Raw genomic sequence first — 19,544 nt, 5'->3', positions numbered from 1 at the left:
CGTAGTGCGGTCGTCGCCTCAGGCCGAGTGCATCGGCCGGGTGGTCACTGCCGGAAGCCGTTGTCGAGCAGGTCGAACAGCTCGTCGTCGGATGCCGTCCGCAGGCGGTCGCCGACGGTGCCCGTGGAGCCGGTGTCGGCGGAATCCGCCGGGCGCCCGGTTCCGGTGAATGCGGCGAGCAGCGATTCCAGTCGTTGGGTGACGCGGGTCCTCAGGTCGTCATCGTCGACGTCGACGTCGTCATTGACGTTGGCGTTGGCGTTGGCGTTGGCGTCTGCCCTGAGTGCGTCGTCGAGTTGGTCGTGCAGGCGGTCCAGAGCATCGAGTACGGCGGTCTCGGGACCGGGAAGTGCGCGGTCGAGGTGCGCGGCGAGTGCCTGGGGGGTGGGATGGTCGAACACCACCGTGGCCGACAGGCGCAGTCCGGTGGCGGCGGCGAGCCGGTTGCGCAGCTCCACCGCGGTCAGGGAGTCGAAGCCCAGCTCGCGGAAGCTGCGGTCGGGGGTGATGGCCGTGGTGTCCGTGTGCCCCAGCACGGCGGCGACGTCGTCGCGTACCGCCGCGGTCAGGGCAGCCGCCCGGTCGGAGCGGGACGCGCCGGCCAGGCGTTCGGCGAGTGTGACCGTGGCCTGCCGAGCCGTGCCGGGCTCGTGCGTCGCGGCGGTGGCGCGGGCGGGTACCGGCGTGGGTGCGGCGAGGGAGCGCAGCACCTCGGGTATGCGCTCGGGGGTGTCGTGGTCGCGCAGGGCGGCCGGGTCGACCCGTATCGGCAGGATCACGGCCGTGTCCCCGGCCCCGCCGACCGCGGCGTCGAGTGCGGCGAGGCCCTCGGCACGGTGCAGCGGGACGATCCCGGTACGCCGCAAGCGGGCGTTGTCCACGTCGGTGAGCGTCTCGGCCATTGCGCTGCCGTGCCACGGCCCCCAGGCCAGGGACACCGCCGGCAACCCCTCGGCCCGGCGCCGTACGGCGAGCGCGTCGAGGTAGGCGTTGGCCGCCGCGTATCCGGACTGGCCGGCGCTGCCGAGGGTGGCGGCGGCGGAGGAGTAGACGACGAACGCGGAGAGGGGCAGCTCCCGGGTCAGTTCGTGCAGGTTCCAGGCCGCGTCGGCCTTGGGGCGCAGCACCCCGGCCAGGCGCTCGGCGTTCTGCGCGGTGACGACGCCGTCGTCCAGGACTCCGGCGGTGTGGACGACAGCGGTCAGCGGCCGGTCGCCGGGGATGCCGTCGAGTGCGGTGCGCAGCGCGTCACGGTCTGCCGCGTCGCAGGCCACGACGTCGGCACGGGCTCCCAGCGCGGTCAGTTCGGCGACGAGTTCCCCGGCGCCGGGCGCCGCGGCTCCGCGCCTGCTGAGCAGGAGGAGGTTCCGTACGCCGTGAACGGCCGCGAGGTGCTTCGCCGCCATGGCGCCCAGGCTTCCGGTGCCGCCGGTGACGAGGACGGTGCCGGCGTCCGTGGGCCAGGCCGGTGCGGTGCCGGCGGGGGTGGCCCGTACGAGGGCGGGGCGGAGCAGGACGCCGTCGCGGACGGCGAGTTGGCCGCCGAGGGTGGCGGCCTCCGCCAGGGCGTGCCGTGACATGGGGGTGCCGTCGGTGTCCAGCAGGGCGATGCGTTCGGGGTGTTCGGCCCGCGCGGAGCACAGCAGGCCCCAGGCGGCGGCGGACGCGGGATCGATGTGGCCGTCCCCCGTGGCCACGGCCCGGTGGGTGACGAAGGTGAGCCGCGTCCCGCTGTGTCGTTCGTCGGTGACCCATCGCTGGACGAGGGTGAGCGCCCGCAGGACGGTGTCGCGCGCGGCGTACGGTTCGGGGCCCGGCGTGCCGCCGAGTTCGACGAGGAGGGGAAGCCCGTCCCGGCCGCTCTCTTCGGCCGCCTTGTCGAAGAGGGCCTCGTCGGTGGTGTCGGCCCAGCGGACGCGGGTCTCCTCCTCGGGTCCGGCCGGGGTCGTGGCGGGCTGTTCCGAGAGGGCGGTCCAGTGCTGCCGGTGGAGCGGCAGGTGTGCGGCTCCCGCGGCGGCGAGCCGCTCGGTGTCGGTACGGCGCAGGGCGAGCGAGTCCACCGTGAACACGAGGTGCCCGTCCGGGTCGACGGCCGTGAGGGTGACGGTCTCGGGTCCCGCGGCGCCGGGTGCGGGTGCGATACGGACGCGCAGGGTGTCGGCGCTCGAGCCGCTCAGCCGGGCGCCGCTCCACGAGAAGGGCACGAGTCCGTGCTCCAGGCCGAGACCGCGGGCGGTGGCGTGGAGTGCGGCATCCAGCAGCGCCGGGTGGACGGCGTAGCGGCCGGTCCCGTCGGCGTGTGCACCGGGCAGCCGCACTTCGGCGAAGACTTCGCTGCCGCGCCGCCAGGCGGCACACAGGCCGCGGAACGCGGGGCCGTAGCCGATCCCGGCGTCGGCGAAGCGCTCGTACTCGGTCGCGACATCGAGCGGCTCGGCGTCTTCCGGCGGCCACGTGGAGTCGGGTCCGGGCCGGGCGGTGGACGGTTCGGCCAGGCCCACGGTGCCGGAGGCGTGACGGACCCAGCCGTCGTCGCCTGCGGCGTCCGCGTGGGCCTGGTCCGAGTGGATCCGCAGGGCACGGTTGCCGTGCTCGTCCGGCGTGCCGAGTACGACGCGCAGGCGTACCGCCGCGTCCGGCGGGAGCACCATCGGGGCCTCCAGCGTCAGTTCGACGACGGTGTTGCCGGTGCTGTCGGTGCTGTCGGCGGGCGCTGGAACGGGTGAGGTGTCGGCGGCGTACTGGGCGAGTTCCAGCAGGGCCGTCGCGGGGACGACGACCTGGCCGCGCACCGTGTGTTCGGCGAGCCACGGGTGGCTGCGCGTGGACAGGCGTCCGGTCCACACCGTGCCCCGGCCCTCGGGCAGGACCGCGGCGGCGGACAGCAGCGGATGAGGGCTCTCGTCGAGTCCCATGGACCTCGGGTCCGGGACCGCCGAGGAGTCGAGCCAGTAACGCTGCCGCTGGAAGGGGTAGGTGGGCAGGCCCGCCGCCACGCGGTCGACCACGCCGCCGGGGCGGTCGTCCGCGGCGGCCAGGGTGACGGGCACGCCGTGCACGTACGCCTCGGCCACCGCGCGCGTCAGGCTGTCCGTCTCGGCGTGGCCGCGCCGCAACACCGGCACGGTGAGCGGGGCGGTCGTGGTCGGTGTGCCTTCTTCGTCCAGGCAGGTACGGGCCATGGCGGTGAGCACCGCGTCGGGGCCCAGTTCGAGGAAGGTGTCGATGCCGTCGGCGCGCAGGGCGCGCATGCCATCGAGAAACCGCACGGGCTCGCGTACATGGCGCACCCAGTGGTCCGGCGTGCACGGATCGGCGGCGGTGCCATTCTCCATGGTCAGGTTCGACATGACAGGAAGGGTCGGTCGCCGGTAGCTCAGTGCGCGAGCAACTTGTTCGAACTGTGTCAGCATGCCGTCCATGTGCGGTGAGTGGAACGCGTGACTGACGGTGAGTCGTTTGGTGTCCCGGCCGCGCGAGCGCCACAGTTCGACCAGCTCCAGGACGGCACGCTCGTCGCCCGAGACGACGACCGAGCCGGGGCCGTTGACGGCGGCCAGTGCGAGCTGGGCGTCCCGGCCCGCCAGGCAGGGCGTCATCTCCGCCTCGCTCGCCGCTACGGCGGCCATCGCGCCCCCCTGCGGCAGCCGCTGCATCAGACGGCCGCGCGCGGCGACCAGGGCACAGGCGTCGGTGAGGTCGAGGATTCCGGCCACATGGGCGGCGGCGATCTCGCCGACGGAGTGCCCCATGACGGCGTCGGGCCGTACACCCCATGTCTCGGTCAGCAGCCGGAAGAGGGCGACCTCCAGAGCGAAGAGCGCGGGCTGGGTGTATTCGGTGCGGTCCAGCAGACCGGCTTCCCCGACGCCACGATCCAGTCCCGACACGGCCTCGGTACCGAGCTCGGTATCGGCCTCCGTACCGACCTCGGTACCGGTACCGGTACCGACCTCCGTATCGACCTCGGTCTCCGTCTCGGTCACGGCGTCGAGCCGAGGTACCGGCCCGGGCTCGCCGAACATCACGGCCCGCAGCGGCCGTTCGAGATGGCGGTCCATCTCGGCGCAGATGTCGTCCAGGGCACGGGCGAAGGCCGGGAAGCGGGCGTAGAGCTCGCGCCCCATCCCCGGACGCTGGCTGCCCTGGCCGGAGAAGAGGAACGCCGTGCGGCACTCCCCGCCCGCCTCGCCGACGACGAGACGGACACCCGGCTCCGTCGGCCCGTCGGCGAGCGCCCGCAGTCCGTGCAGGAGGGTCGCGCGGTCCTCGCCGACGACGACCGCCCGGTGCCGGAAGGCGGTCCTGCGGTGGGCCAGGGCGCTCGCCACGGCGTCCGGAGCGGCGGCCGCAAGACCGCTGAGGTGGGTGTGCAGGCGGGCGGCCTGGTCCCGTAAGGCATCGCGGGTGCGACCCGACAGCGTCCACATCACGGGTGCCGTGCGGAAGTCCGCGGGGCGCGCCGCCAGTGCATCGGCCGGCTCCGGGGCACTCTCCAGGATCAGGTGCGCGTTGGTGCCGCTCGCCCCGAAGGACGAGACGCCGGCCCGCAGCGGCTCGCCGTCGGCCCGCCGGGGCCAGGGCCTGCGGCCGGTCAGCAGCTCGACCGCGCCCGACGACCAGTCCACGTGCGACGACGGCGCGTCCACATGGAGCGTCTGCGGCAGCACCGCGTGCCGCATCGCCATCACCGTCTTGATGACACCCGCCACGCCCGCCGCCGCCTGCGTATGACCGATGTTCGACTTCAGCGAACCCAGCCACAGGGGCCGGTCGGCGGGCCTGCCACGGCCGTACGTGGCGAGCAGGGCCTGGGCCTCGATCGGGTCGCCCAGACGGGTCCCCGTACCGTGCGCCTCGACCACGTCGACCTGGTCGGGCCCGAGGCCGGCATTGTCGAGCGCGGCCCGGACGACCCGTTGCTGTGCCAGGCCGTTCGGGGCGGTCAGGCCGTTGCCCGCCCCGTCCTGGTTGACCGCCGAGCCGCGGATGACGGCCAGTACGGGCCTGCCGTCGCGGCGCGCGTCGGAGAGGCGCTGCAGCAGCACCATCCCGGCGCCCTCGCCGAAGCCCGTGCCGTCGGCGGCGTCGGCGAAGGCCTTGCAGCGTCCGTCCGCCGCGAGTCCACGCTGCCGGGAGAAGTCGATGAACATCGTCGGTGTCGACAGCACGGTCGCTCCGCCCGCCAGCGCGAGGTCGCACTCCCGCAGCCGCAGCGCCTGCGCGGCCAGATGCAGGGCGACCAACGACGACGAACAGGCCGTGTCGATCGTGACGGCCGGGCCGCGCAGCCCGAGGGCGTACGAGAGCCGGCCCGACGCGACACTGCCCGCACTGCCGTTGACCAGGTAGCCCTCCAGGTCCGCCGGGGCACCGGACCGGGGCTGGTGGAGCAGCCGCGCGCCGTAGTCGTCGTACATCACACCCGCGTACACGCCGGTACGGCTGTCCCGCACGGTCGTGGGGTCGATGCCGGCCCTCTCCAGGGCCTCCCACGACGTTTCCAGCAGCAGGCGCTGCTGCGGGTCCATGGCGAGCGCCTCGCGCGGCGAGATCCCGAAGAACTCGGGGTCGAAGCCGGCACAGTCGTCGAGGAACCCTCCCTCCCGTGCGTAACTGGTGCCCGTGGAGGCGGGGTCCGGGTCGTAGAGCGCCTCCAGGTCCCAGCCACGGTCGTCGGGCAGGCCGGACACCGCGTCCGTGCCCGATTCGAGGAGCCGCCACAGGTCCTCGGGACTGGTCACCCCGCCGGGGAACCGGCAGCCCATCGAGACGATCGCGATGGGTTCACGGGCGGCGTCCTCGACCGCCTTGAGCCGCTCCCGGGTGCCGACCAGCTCGGCGGTGAGACGTTTGAGGTACTCCCGCGCCTTGTCGTCCCGGGTCGCACCGGTCCGATCCACGCCGGTCCGATCCACGCCAGTGCGGTCCGCGCCGGTCCGGTGGCCGGAACCGCGGGCGCCGACGTCCTGGGGGTCGTCGCGTCGGCTGTCGTTGCTCACAGTTGCTCCTCGATGAAGGCGAAGAGGTCGTCGTCGTCCGCGGAGTCGAGCCGCTCCTCGACCGCCGCTCGGCTGTCGGCGGGGGGTCGGTGCTCCCCGGAACGCCCGTCGGGTCCGGTGGCCACGGCAGGTACCGGTCCGGCGCCGCCCACGTCCGCGAGCGCGGCCTCCAGCTGCCGGCGGACCACATCACGCCTGATGTCGTCCGCCGCCATGTCGGCCACGGCGGACAGCAGGGCCTCCAGGCTCACCAGGGCGGCCGCCCCCGCCTCCTCGGCTCCCGGGCCCAGGCCGAGTTCCGCACCGATGTGCTGTGCGAGGGCCCTTGGCGTCGGGTGGTCGAACACGACCGTGACGGGGAGCCGCAGCCCGGTGCCGGCGTTCAACTGGTTGCGCAGCTCCACGGACATCAGCGAGTCGAACCCGCTCTCACGGAACGGCCGCCCGGGGTCCACCGCGTCGGGACCTGGGTAGCCGAGCACCCTCGCCACCTGGGTCCTGACCACCTCAAGCAGTTCACGGCCACGGGCGGATTCGTCGAGGGCGGCCAGCCGCTCGGCGAGTTCCCGAGGCCTCGCCGCTGCCGAGGCCTCGCCGCCCTCGGGGACGTATGCCTCCTGTCCCTCCGGCGTCCGCCGCGCCGCAGCCGCCGGAACCAGTGCGCGCAGCAGTACGGGTACGGCATCGAGGCCGCTCATGGCCCGCTCCCTGGCCAGTGCCGTCTGGTCCAGCCTCATCGGTACGAGCAGGGCGTGACTTGGCGCCAGAGTGAGCGCGCGGTCGAAGAACGCGAGGCCCTGCTCGCTTGGCATCGGAGCAATGCCCGAGCGCCGCATGCGCCGCAGGTCCCGCTCCGCGAGGTGCTCGGTCATCCCGCTCGCACCGCCCCACAGACCCCAGGCCAGGGACAACGCGGGCAGCCCGAGGGCACGCCGGTGGTGCGCCAACGCGTCGACGAAGGTGTTCGCGGCGGCGTAGTTGCCCTGCCCGGGCCGGCCGAGGAGCCCCGCCGCCCCGGAGAACAGCACGAACGCCGCCAACCGCCGGTCCGCGGTGAACTCGTGCAGGTGCGTCGCGGCGTCGGCCTTGGCATGCAGTACCGCGTCGATACGCCCCGGATCGAGCGCCGTGAGCGGCCCGTCGTCCAGGATTCCGGCCGCGTGCACCACGCCGGTGAGCGGACGCGCATCCGGGATGCGGGAGAGCACCGAGAACAGCGCGTCGCGGTCACCCGCGTCGCAGGCGACGACCTCCGGTTCGGCGCCCCGCGCCCGCAGTTCCGCCACCAACTCGTCCGCGCCCCGCGCATCGGGCCCGCTGCGGCTCAGCAGCAGAAGGTGGCGTACGGCGTGGCGCTCCACCAGGTGCCGTGCGAAGAGCCTGCCCAGAGTGCCAGTCGCCCCGGTGATCACCACCGTGCCGTCCCCCAGCCGAGGACCGCCTGCCGACGCACCGGCCTCGCCGGCGAGCGCTCCGACGGCGCCGGTGGTCGCCGGGGTGCCGTCCGTGGTCGCCTCGGTGTCCCCGAACGGCACATCAGCGCGGTCGGCCGGTGTTTCCGTACGGATGAGCGTCGGTGCGTACATCTCCCCCCTGCGGAGCGCCAGTTGGGGCGTCCCCTCGGAGATCACTCGCAGGGCGGCCGGGATCGCCGACACCGACGCGTCGTGCGCGTCCATGTCGAGAAGGCCGAAACGCCCCGGGTGCTCGGACTGCGCCGACCGCAGCAGTCCCCACACGCCCGAGCCCGGCAGATCCGTCACGTCCTCGTCGGCGCCGGTCGCGACCGCGCGCCGGGTCAGCACGACGAGCCGGACCTCCGACAGCCGCTCGTCGGCCAGCCACTCCTGTACGAGGGCGAGCGCCTCGCGCACGCTCGCCCGCGCCTCCTCGACGACGGGCTGCCCCGCCCGGGGACCCCGCCCGCAGGCGACGACCACCGTCTCCGGCGCCGTACCACCGGCGTCGAGCTCGCGGCGCAGGTCGCCCAGGCCCGGATAGGCGGTGAACGGGGTGGACTGGGCGGATGGGGCGGATGGGGTGGACGGGGTGTACTGCGCGGACATGGTGGACTGCGTGGACGAGGTGGACGGGGTGGACGGGGTGGACGGGGTGGACTCCACCAGATCGAAACGGTCGCCGCCGACCAACGCCCAGCGCGGTGGCGCGCCGACGGCCGCCTGGTGGGCACGCCACGCCACCTCGTAGAGAGGAGCCGTGACTGCGGAGGCACCGAGCAGAGCCGGCAGTCGGTCACGTTCGACGGGACGCATGACCAGCGCGTCGAGGGAGAACACCGGAGCACCGGAGAGGTCCACGGCCCGGCACGACAGCGCTCCGGCGGCGTCCGAGGTCAGACGGACGCGCACGGTGTCCGCACCCGCGGCCTGCACGGACATGCCCCGCCAGGCGAACGGCAGCAGGAGGCCGTCCTCCGGTATGTCGAACAGGCCGCCTGCGATCCAGGGCTGGAGCGCGGCGTCCAGGAGCGCGGGATGCGTCCTGTAGCGGGTGGCGTCGGCCGCGACGCGTCCCGGGAGCCGCACCTCCGCGAAGACCTCTCCGTCCCGGCGCCACACCGACCGCACGCCGGCGAACACCTCGCCGTACTCGTACCCGAGCGCCGAGAACCGGTCGTACAGCTCCGCCGGGTCCACCGGCACGGCATCGGCGGGCGGCCATGCCGTGCCGCCCCACGCCCCCTCACCTGCCTCCGGCTGCACCAGGTTCGCCGGGGCCAGCACGCCGACGGCGTGCAGGGTCCAGGGCGTCTCGTCCGCGCCCGTCCCGAGATCACCGTCGCCGGTCGCGGCGGGGTGGTCGGGCCGCGCGTGCACGGAGAGACGCCGCCTGCCCGAGGCGTCGCCGTCCCCGACGCGCACCTGAATCCCCACACCGCCGCGCTCCGGAAGAACCAGCGGAGCCCGCACCTCAAGCTCCTCGACCACGGCACACCCAGCGACCGAAGCGGCGTGCAGCGCGAGCTCGACGAAGGCGGTACCGGGCAACAGCGCGGTGCCGGACACCGCGTGATCGGCCATCCATGCGTGCGCGGCGAGCGAAAGCCGCCCCGCGATCAGCAACTCGTCGGAGTCGGCCATCCGCAACGCACCGCCAACAAGCGGATGTTCCTGCCAAGTCATGCCGAACCGCGCGGCTGCGAGATCGCCGACGCCTGCGGGGGAGGTTTCGGCCCAGTAGTGGTGGCGTTGGAAGGGGTAGGTGGGTAGGTCGATGCGGCGGGTGGTGAGGTGATGGGCGGTGTAAACGGCCCTCCAGTCGACCGCCACGCCTGACACGAAGGCTTCCGCCAACGACGTCCACAACCGGCGCAGACCGCCCTCGTCCCGCCGCAACGTGCCCACCGCGATGATGTCGTCACGGCCCACCTCATCGGCGAGCTCCTGGATCCCGATCGTCAACACCGGATGCGCACTGGCCTCGACGAACACCCCGAAGCCATCCGCGAGAAGGAGCTCGACGGTCTCGGCGAACCGCACCCGCTTGCGCAGATTGCGATACCAATACCCGCCATCAGTCGAGACCGGCTGGCCCGGCTCGACCGTCGAATACAGAGGGATGACCGGTTCGCGGGCGACAACCGGTGCCAGCAGCCCGGCCAGCTCCGCCTCGATGGCCTCGACCTGCTCGGAATGCGAGGCGTAATCGACGGGGATACGACGTGCCCGCACTCCCTGCTCTTCACAAGTGGCAACGAACTCGGTCACCGCCTCTGCCTCGCCCGAGACGACCGTGATCGCCGGACCATTCACCGCCGCCACCCCAAGACGGCCCGACCAGCCTTCCAGTCGCTCCTCGACCGTCTCGGCCGGGAGCGCGATGGAAGCCATACCGCCCGCGCCGGCCAGCACCCGCCCGATCACCTGCGAACGCAACGCCACCACACGCGCCCCGTCCTCCAAGCTCAACGCACCCGCCACGACGGCCGCGGCGATCTCACCCTGCGAATGCCCGACGACCGCATCCGCCACCACACCCGCACGCGACCACACCTCAGCCAGCGACACCATCACCGCCCAGGTGACCGGCTGCACCACATCCACCCGCTCCAACCCCACACCCGAACGCACCACGTCGAGCAGATCCCAGTCCACGAACGGGCCCAGCGCCTGCGCACACTCCCCCAACCGGGCCGCGAACACCGGTGAGGAGTCGAGGAGTTCAGCACCCATCCCGGCCCACTGCGTGCCCTGACCGGGAAACACCAGCACTGTCCGGCCCACCCGACGGGCCACCCCGGAAATGACCGGAGACGCAAGCCCCTCCAGCAGAACCTGCCGGTCGGAGGCGACGACCACGGCACGATGCTCGAACACCGACCGATGCGCCGCCGACCACCCCACCTCACCCACACCAAGCTCACCATCAGCCTCAACAGCCGAAGCCAGGCGCCGCAGACCGGCTTCCAGCGCCCCTTCCGAGGCACCCGACACGACCACCGGCACAGCACACGACCCCGGCCCCGCCTCAACCACAGCTTCGACCTCGGCTTCGGCCTCATCCGGTGCCTGCTCCAGCACCACATGCGCGTTCGTCCCGCTCACCCCGAACGCCGACACCCCCGCCCGCCGCGCACGACCCACCACCGGCCACTGACGCGCCCGGTCCAACACCTCCACCCCACCCGAAGACCAGTCCACATGCGACGACGGCACACCCACATGCAACGACCTCGGCAACACCCCATGCCGCATCGCCATCACCATCTTGATGACACCCGCCACACCCGCAGCCGCCTGCGCATGCCCGATATTCGACTTCAACGACCCCACAAACAACGGCTGCTCACGATCACGCCCATACGTGGCCAGCAACGCCTGCGCCTCGATCGGATCCCCCAGCCGGGTCCCCGTCCCATGCGCCTCCACCACATCCACATCAGCCGGACCAAGCCCCGCATTCGCCAACGCGTGCCGAATGACCCGCTCCTGCGACGGACCATGCGGCGCCGTCAGGCCATTGGACGCACCGTCCTGATTGACAGCCGAACCCCGCACCACCCCCAACACCCGATGCCCACGCCGCCGCGCATCCGACAACCGCTCCACCAACAGCATCCCCGCACCCTCGGCCCAGCCCGTCCCATCAGCCGCATCCGAGAACGCCTTGCACCGGCCATCAGCCGCCAACCCCCGCTGCCGCGAGAACTCGACGAACAGACCAGGTGCGGCCATGACCGTCACACCGCCGGCCAGCGCCAAGTCGCACTCGCCCTGCCGCAACGCCTGCACCGCCAGATGCAACGCCACCAACGACGACGAACACGCCGTATCCACCGACACCGCAGGACCCTCAAGCCCCAACACATACGAAATCCGGCCGGACGCAACGCTCGCCGACTTGCCCGTCAGCAGATAGCCCTCGTGCGCTTGGGAAGCTTCGTGCAGACGTGCCGCGTACTCCTGGTGGGTGAGTCCCGTGTAGACGCCGGTGCGGCTGCCGCGCAGGGTGTGGGGGTCGATGCCCGCCCCCTCCAAGGCCTCCCACGACGTCTCCAACAGCAGTCGCTGCTGCGGATCCATCGCGACCGCCTCACGCGGTGAAATACCGAAGAAGCCGGCGTCGAACTCCCCCGCCCCATGCAGGAAACCCCCCTCCCGGGCGTACGTTTTTCCGGGAGTTCCGGGCTCCGGGGAGTAGATCGCGTCGAAGTCCCAGCCACGATCCGTGGGGGGTGCTCCGATGACGTCCCGTTCACCCAGCACCAGGTTCCACAGTGCTTCGGGGCTCTCGACGTCACCCGGGAAGCGGCAGGCCATGCCGACGATCGCGATCAGTTCGTCGTCCGTGGAGGCCGTGAACCGCTCGGGGAGATGCCCGTCCACCTTCGGTCCCCCGTCGCCGGTCAGCCGGCCGAGGATGAAGCCGGCGAGGGCTGTGGGGTTCGGGTAGTCGAAGGTGATGGTCGTGGGGAGGGACAACCCGGTGGTGGCGTTGACGCGATTCCTCAGTTCCAGCGCGGTGAGCGAGTCGAAGCCGACCTCCTTGAACGCCCTCTGCGCGCCGATGGCGTCCGTGGTGCTGTGCCGCAGTACCGCCGCGGCTTCCCCTCGTATCAACTCGACGAGCCGGTGCAGTTGCTCGGCTTCGGTACGGCCGTCCAGGAGTTCCGCCAACGCTGCCGCTCCTGGGGCGGCCGTGCGCCGCTGCCGGACGGCTTCCAGCGCTTGGCGCGCCTCCGGCACCGTCGAGAAGAGGAGTGTGGGCCGTATCGCGTCGGTGTTCGGCGCGAACCGCTCCCAGTCGACGGCGGCGACGGTCACGCACGTGTCGTCCCGGTCCAAGGCCTGTTGAAGGGCTTCGATGGCCTGTACGGGGTCCATGGCGTCGATACCCCGTCGGACCAGGCTTTCTTCGCCCGCGCCCGCTGCCATGCCACCGCCGGACCACAGACCCCAGGCGATCGCGGAGGCCGGCAGACCATCGGCACGGCGCCGCTCGGCAAGGGCGTCGAGGGCGGCGTTGGCGGCAGCGTAGGCGGCCTGGCCGCCGTTGCCCCACACACCTGTGATGGAGGAGAACAGCACGAACGCGTCCAAGTCGTGGTCCGCGGTCAGCTCGTGCAGCAACTCCGCGGCGTCGGCCTTGGGACGGCTGACGAGAGTGAGGCTGTCGGCCGACAGACCGTCGATCACGCCGTCGTCGAGCACGCCCGCGGTGTGGAAGACCGCGGTGGGCGGATGTTCCCGCAGCAGAGCGGACAACTCCTCACGCTCGGCCGCATCACACGCCGCCACCGTGACCCGCGCACCCAGAGCACCCAGCTCCGCCACCAACTCCGCGGCACCGGGCGCCTGCTGACCCCGACGGCTGGTGAGCACCACATGCTCGGCCCCGCTCGCCGCCAACCACCGCGCCACATGCCCACCGAGCGCACCCGTACCCCCGGTCACCAGCACCGTCCCCCGCGGTCGCCAGTGCGACTGCGTCCGGGCCGAACCCGGTGCGCGTACCACCCGACGCCCGTACACCCCGGCGCTCCGGATCGCCACCTCGTCCTCGATGCCGTCGGCCGTCCTGGCCCTCCCGAGAACGGTGGCCATACGCTCCAGCAAGCGACGGTCCAGCGAGGACGTCGGCAGATCGACCAGACCGCCCCACACCTCGGGGAGTTCCAGTGCAGCGACCCGGCCGAACGCCCAGAGCCGTGCTCCGGTGTTGTCGGGCACCTCACCCGGCAGAGCAGCCACAGCGCCCAAGGTGACGGCCCAGACTCGGGCACCCAGCCCCACGTCGTTCACCGCCTGGACGAGAGAGACGGTGGCCGGCACGGAAGCAGACACGTCCGAGAGTCCGAGAAGCGACAGCACGCCCTGGACGGCCGGTGCCTCGTCGTCATCCGTCCGTCGTGCCGTGAACAGATCCGTGAAGTGGGCACGAGCGGCGTCCACCGGCGCGGATACGCATTCAACGGTGGCGCCGTGGTGGGTGAGTACGTCGGCGATGTCATCCACCGGACCTGAAGGCATGCCCTCCGGCACGACCAGCAGCCAGCGCCCCGACAGCCGGGGCACATCCCCCGCCGACAGCCCCTTCCACACCACCCGATAGAGCCAGGCGCCCGTCCCGGAGAGCGTGACTTCATCCGATGCCTGTCCTGACCGGCTGAGTTCGAGCCAGTAGTGCTGGCGCTGGAAGGGGTAGGTGGGCAGGTCGACGCGGCGGGTGGTGAGGTGATGGGTGGTGTAGGCGGCCTTCCAGTCGACGGTCACGCCTGACACGAAGGCTTCCGCCATCGACGTCCACAACCGGCGCAGACCGCCCTCGTCCCGCCGCAACGTGCCCACCGCGATGATGTCGTCACGGCCCGCCTCATCAGCGAGCTCCTGGATCCCGATCGTCAACACCGGATGCGCACTGGCCTCGACGAACACCCCGAAACCGTCCGCCAGGAGAAGCTCGACGGTCTCGGCGAACCGCACCCGCTTGCGCAGATTGCGATACCAATACCCGCCATCAGTCGAGACCGGCTGGCCCGGCTCGACCGTCGAATACAGGGGAATGACCGGTTCGCGAGCAACCACCGGTGCCAACAGCCCGGCCAGCTCCGCCTCGATCGCCTCGACCTGCTCGGAATGCGAGGCGTAATCGACCGGGATACGACGCGCCCGCACCCCCTGCTCTTCGCACGCGGCAACGAACTCGGCCACCGCCTCGGCCTCGCCCGAGACGACCGTGATGGCGGGACCATTCACCGCCGCGATGCCAAGACGGCCCTGCCAGCCTTCCAGTCGCTCCTCGACCGTCTCGGCGGGCAGGGCGATGGAGGCCATACCTCCGGCGCCGGCCAGCACCCGCCCGATCACCTGTGAACGCAACGCCACCACACGCGCCCCGTCCTCCAAGCTCAACGCACCCGCTACGACGGCGGCGGCGATCTCACCCTGCGAATGCCCGATGACCGCATCCGCCACCACACCCACGCGGGACCACACCTCGGCCAGGGAGACCATCACCGCCCAGGTGACGGGCTGCACCACCTCCACCCGCTCCAACCCCACACCAGAGCGCACCACTTCAAGCAGATCCCAGTCCACGAACGGGCCCAGCGCCTGCGCACACTCCCCCAACCGGGCCGCGAACACCGGCGAGGAGTCGAGCAGTTCAGCACCCATCCCGGCCCACTGCGTGCCCTGACCGGGAAACACCAGCACTGTCCGGCCCACCCGACGGGCCACCCCGGAAATGACCGGAGACGCAAGCCCCTCCAGCAGATCGTCCCGGGTCGAGGCGACGACCACGGCACGATGGTCGAACACCGAACGGTGCGCCGCCGACCACCCCACCTCACCCACACCAAGCTCACCATCAGCCTCAACAGCCGAAGCCAGGCGCCCAAGTGCGGCCTCCAGAGCCGCCGTTGAGGCACCGGAAACGATCACCGGCACAGCACAAGACCCCGGCCCCGCCTCAACCACAGCCTCGACCTCGGCTTCGGCTTCCACTTCATCCGGCGCCTGCTCCAGCACCACATGCGCGTTCGTCCCGCTCACCCCGAACGCCGACACCCCCGCCCGCCGCGCACGACCCACCACCGGCCACTGACGCGCCCGGTCCAACACCTCCACCCCACCCGAAGACCAGTCCACATGCGACGACGGCACACCCACATGCAACGACCTCGGCAACACCCCATGCCGCATCGCCATCACCATCTTGATGACACCCGCCACACCCGCAGCCGCCTGCGCATGCCCGATATTCGACTTCAACGACCCCACATACAGGGGCTGTTCACGATCACGGCCATACGTGGCCAGCAACGCCTGCGCCTCGATCGGATCCCCCAGCCGGGTCCCCGTCCCATGCGCCTCGACCACATCCACATCAGCCGGACCAAGCCCCGCATTCGCCAACGCGTGCCGAATGACCCGCTCCTGCGACGGACCATGCGGCGCCGTCAGGCCATTGGACGCACCGTCCTGATTGACAGCCGAACCCCGCACCACCCCCAACACCCGATGCCCACGCCGCCGCGCATCCGACAACCGCTCCACCAACAACATCCCCGCACCCTCGGCCCAAGCGGTCCCATCAGCCGCATCCGAGAACGCCTTGCACCGGCCATCAGCCGCCAACCCCCGCTGCCGCGAGAACTCGACAAACATGCCCGGGGACGCCATCACGGTGACTCCGCCGGCCAGCGCCAGATCGCACTCGCCCTGCCGCAACGCCTGCACCGCCAGATGCAACGCCACCAACGACGACGAACACGCCGTATCCACCGACACCGCAGGACCCTCAAGCCCCAACACATACGAAATCCGGCCCGAGGCCACACTCGCCGTGTTGCCCGTCAGCAGATAGCCCTCGTGCCCCTCGGCTTGCTCGTAGAGCCGGGGACCGTACTCCTGAGACATGGCACCGACATAAACGCCGGTCTGTGACCCGCGCAGGGTGTGGGGGTCGATGCCCGCCCCCTCCAACGCCTCCCACGACGTCTCCAACAACAACCGCTGCTGCGGATCCATCGCCACCGCCTCACGCGGCGAAATACCGAAGAAGCCCGCGTCGAACTCCCCCGCCCCATGCAGGAAACCCCCCTCCCGCACATACGACTTCCCCACCGCATCCGGATCCGGGTCATACAGACCCGCAACATCCCACCCCCGGTCCACCGGGAACCCGGACACCGCATCCGCCCCCGACTCCACCAGATCCCACAAACCCTCCGCAGAACCCACCCCACCCGGAAAACGGCACCCCATCCCCACGATCGCAATCGGCTCGGCATCGGCATCTGCAACCGCAGAGGCGGGGCGCATGGGCTTGGGCGTCGAAGTGGTCCCGTCCTCGCCATTGAGCCGGGCACGGACATGGCGGGCGAGGGCGAGCGGGGTCGGATGGTCGTACGCCACAGAGCTCGCCAGCCGAAGGCCGGTGGCAGCGTTCAGACGATTGCGCAGCGCGACACTCGTGACCGACTCAAAGCCCAGTTGCTTGAAGGTTCGCTGTGCGTGGATGTCGCCGGCCGTCCCCCGGCCGAGAGCCACAGCCGCGTGCGCCCGCACAGCCTCCAGCAGAAGCCTCTCCTGCTCGCTCGCGCTCAGCCCGTCGACCTCGCGGCGCAGAGGTGCGTCAGGAACGCGCGCCACCTCAGCAACCGGACCCGCAACGTTCTCCGCGGAATCGAACCAGTAGTGGTGGCGCTGGAAGGGATAGGTGGGTAGGTCGACGCGGCGGGTGGTGAGCTGATGGGCGGTGTACGCGGCCTTCCAGTCGACCGGCACACCCGCCACGAAGGCTTCCGCCAACGACGTCCACAACCGGCGCAGACCGCCCTCGTCCCGCCGCAGCGTGCCCACCGCGATGATGTCGTCACGGCCCGCCTCATCAGCGAGCTCCTGGATCCCGATCGTCAACACCGGATGCGCACTGGCCTCGACGAACACCCCGAAGCCATCCGCCAGGAGAAGCTCGACGGTCTCGGCGAACCGCACCCGCTTGCGCAGATTGCGATACCAATACCCGCCATCAGTCGAGACCGGCTGGCCCGGCTCGACGGTGGAGTACAGGGGGATGACCGGTTCGCGGGCCACTACGGGTGCCAGCAGTCCTGCCAGCTCCGTCTCGATGGCCTCGACCTGCTCGGAATGCGAGGCGTAATCGACGGGGATACGACGTGCCCGCACTCCCTGCTCTTCGCACGCGGCGACGAACTCGGTCACCGCCTCGGCCTCGCCCGAGACGACCGTGATCGCCGGACCATTCACCGCCGCAATGCCCAACCGGCCCGACCAACCCGCCAGGCGCTCCTCAACCGTCTCGGCCGGGAGCGCGATGGAAGCCATACCGCCCGCGCCGGCCAGCACCCGCCCGATCACCTGCGAACGCAACGCCACCACACGCGCCCCGTCCTCCAAGCTCAACGCACCCGCCACCACCGCCGCGGCGATCTCACCCTGCGAATGCCCGACGACCGCATCCGCCACCACACCCGCACGCGACCACACCTCGGCCAGCGACACCATCACCGCCCAGGTGACCGGCTGCACCACATCCACCCGCTCCAACCCCACACCCGAACGCACCACATCGAGCAGATCCCAGTCCACGAACGGGCCCAGCGCCTGCGCACACTCCCCCAACCGGGCCGCGAACACCGGCGAGGAGTCGAGCAGTTCAGCACCCATCCCGGCCCACTGCGTGCCCTGACCGGGAAACACGAACACCGTCCGGCCCACCGAACCCACAGCACCCAAGACGACCGGCGCCCTCAGCCCCTCAACCAGCTCACCCCGGGTCGACGCCACGACCACGGCACGATGGTCGAACACCGACCGATGCGCCGCCGACCACCCCACCTCACCCACACCAAACTCACCGTCCTGTTCCACGAAGGCAGCCAAGCGCCCAAGGCCGGCCTCCAGAGCCCCCGTCGAGGCACCGGAAACAACCACCGGAACAGCACACGACCCCGGCCCAGCCTCAACCACAGCTTCGGCCTCGGCTTCGGCTTCCACTTCATCCGGTGCCTGCTCCACCACCACATGCGCGTTCGTCCCACCCATCCCAAAGGACGACACCCCGGCAACCCGTCGCGTCCCCGGCTCTTCCGTCCATGGCTCCAAGGCCGTCTGCACACCCAGGTGCAGTTGCTGAAGGGGGATGTCGGGGTTGGGTGTGCGGTAGTTGAGGCTGGGCGGCAACATTCCTTCGCGTAGGCACAGCGCGGTCTTGAGCAGACCGGTGATGCCGGCCGCGCCTTCCAGATGACCGATGTTGGTCTTGACGGAGCCCACCGAGAGGGGGGCGGCGCCGGCCTGGGCGCGGGCGGTGCCCAGGACCGCGCCCAGCGCGGCGGCCTCGACCGGGTCGCCGGCCCTGGTTCCGGTGCCGTGCAGTTCGATGTACCGGACCGACTCGGGTGGGGTGCCCGTGCGGGCGTACGCCGCGCGGAGCAGCTCTTCCTGTGCTTCGCGATGCGGTGTGGTCAGGCTGTCGCCGCCACCGTCGTTGTTGACGGCGGAGCCCTTGATGACGCAGTGGACGCGGTCTCCGTCCTCGACGGCTTTGTGCAGGGGCTTGAGGACGAGGGCGGCACCGCCCTCACCCCTGACATATCCGTTGGCCCGGGCGTCGAAGGTGTGGCACTGCCCGTCCGGGGAGAGGGCCCCCATCGTCTCCATGGCGGTGGTGCTCTCGTCGGCCAGGACGAGGTGTACCCCGCCGACGACGGCGATCGTGCTCTCCCCGCGGCGCAGGCTCTCGCAGGCCAGATGTACCGCGACCAGGGATGACGACTGGGCCGTGTCGACCGCGATGCTGGGGCCGCGCAGGCCCATGAAGTAGGACAGGCGGTTGGGCGCGAGGGCGCGGTGCAGCCCGGTCGCGGTGTGGACGCCGGATTCCCGGCCGGAGCGGTGCACCAGGGTCGCGAAGTCGTCGGACGCGATGCCGACGAAGACGCCGGCGTCGGTGCCGGCGAGCCGGTCGGGGCGGATGCCGGCGTTCTCCAGTGCCTCCCAGCCGAGTTCGAGCATGAGGCGGTGCTGGGGGTCGGTCGTGGCCGCCTGGTCCGGGGACATGCCGAAGAAGGCGGCGTCGAAGCCGCCGTGGTCTGTCAGGGCGGCCCGCCAGGTGCCGTCCGGTCGACGGGTGACTTGGTTGCGGCCGGTGCGCAGCAGTTCCCAGAACTCGTCCACGGTGTCGGCGCCGGGGAGACGGCAGGACATACCGATGACAGCGATGGCGTCGTTGCGCTTCACACCGAATTCCGAGTTCATCAAGTCTCCGTACTGGAGGTGGGGAAGAGGTACGGGGGGGCACGGAACTGACCGTCGACTCCGTCAGCCAACCTCCGGTTGGGACGGCGACTCGATATTTGTCCGGCAACTGTGTCAGGTCACCCGCGGGACTTGGAGATGCCCATCGCTGCTGGTGGGACGCGCCCCGGGCACTATGTCAGGTCCCGCCTTGCGGACCGAGAAGGCTGCCGTCTAGCTTTCTCGGCATTGCATCGCATTGCACGGCAATTCTCAGCGCCCCTATGGCGTTGACTGGTCACCGCATTGCCTTGCC

2 protein-coding genes are annotated in these 19,544 nt (G+C 71.3%); both read right to left on the bottom strand.

Translation table 11 applies throughout. The features are described from left to right. Nucleotides 1–44: 44 nt before the first annotated feature. On the bottom strand, nt 45–6,002 hold the full coding sequence (locus AB5J49_RS35230; protein ID WP_369172895.1) for an SDR family NAD(P)-dependent oxidoreductase: 5,958 nt from the start codon (nt 6,000–6,002) through the stop codon (nt 45–47). After that, the gene (locus AB5J49_RS35225; protein ID WP_369172894.1) at nt 5,999–19,249 is read right to left on the bottom strand and encodes an SDR family NAD(P)-dependent oxidoreductase; all 13,251 of its coding nucleotides are present in this window, start codon (nt 19,247–19,249) and stop codon (nt 5,999–6,001) included. Before AB5J49_RS35225 ends, AB5J49_RS35230 begins: the two co-directional genes overlap by 4 nt. Nucleotides 19,250–19,544 lie beyond the last annotated feature (295 nt).

The organism is Streptomyces sp. R28, assembly GCF_041052385.1.
In the GTDB taxonomy this organism is placed as follows: Bacteria; Actinomycetota; Actinomycetes; order Streptomycetales; family Streptomycetaceae; genus Streptomyces.
The sequence above is the reverse complement of the archived record's forward strand: the minus strand, read 5'-3'. Positions and strand labels throughout refer to the sequence as shown.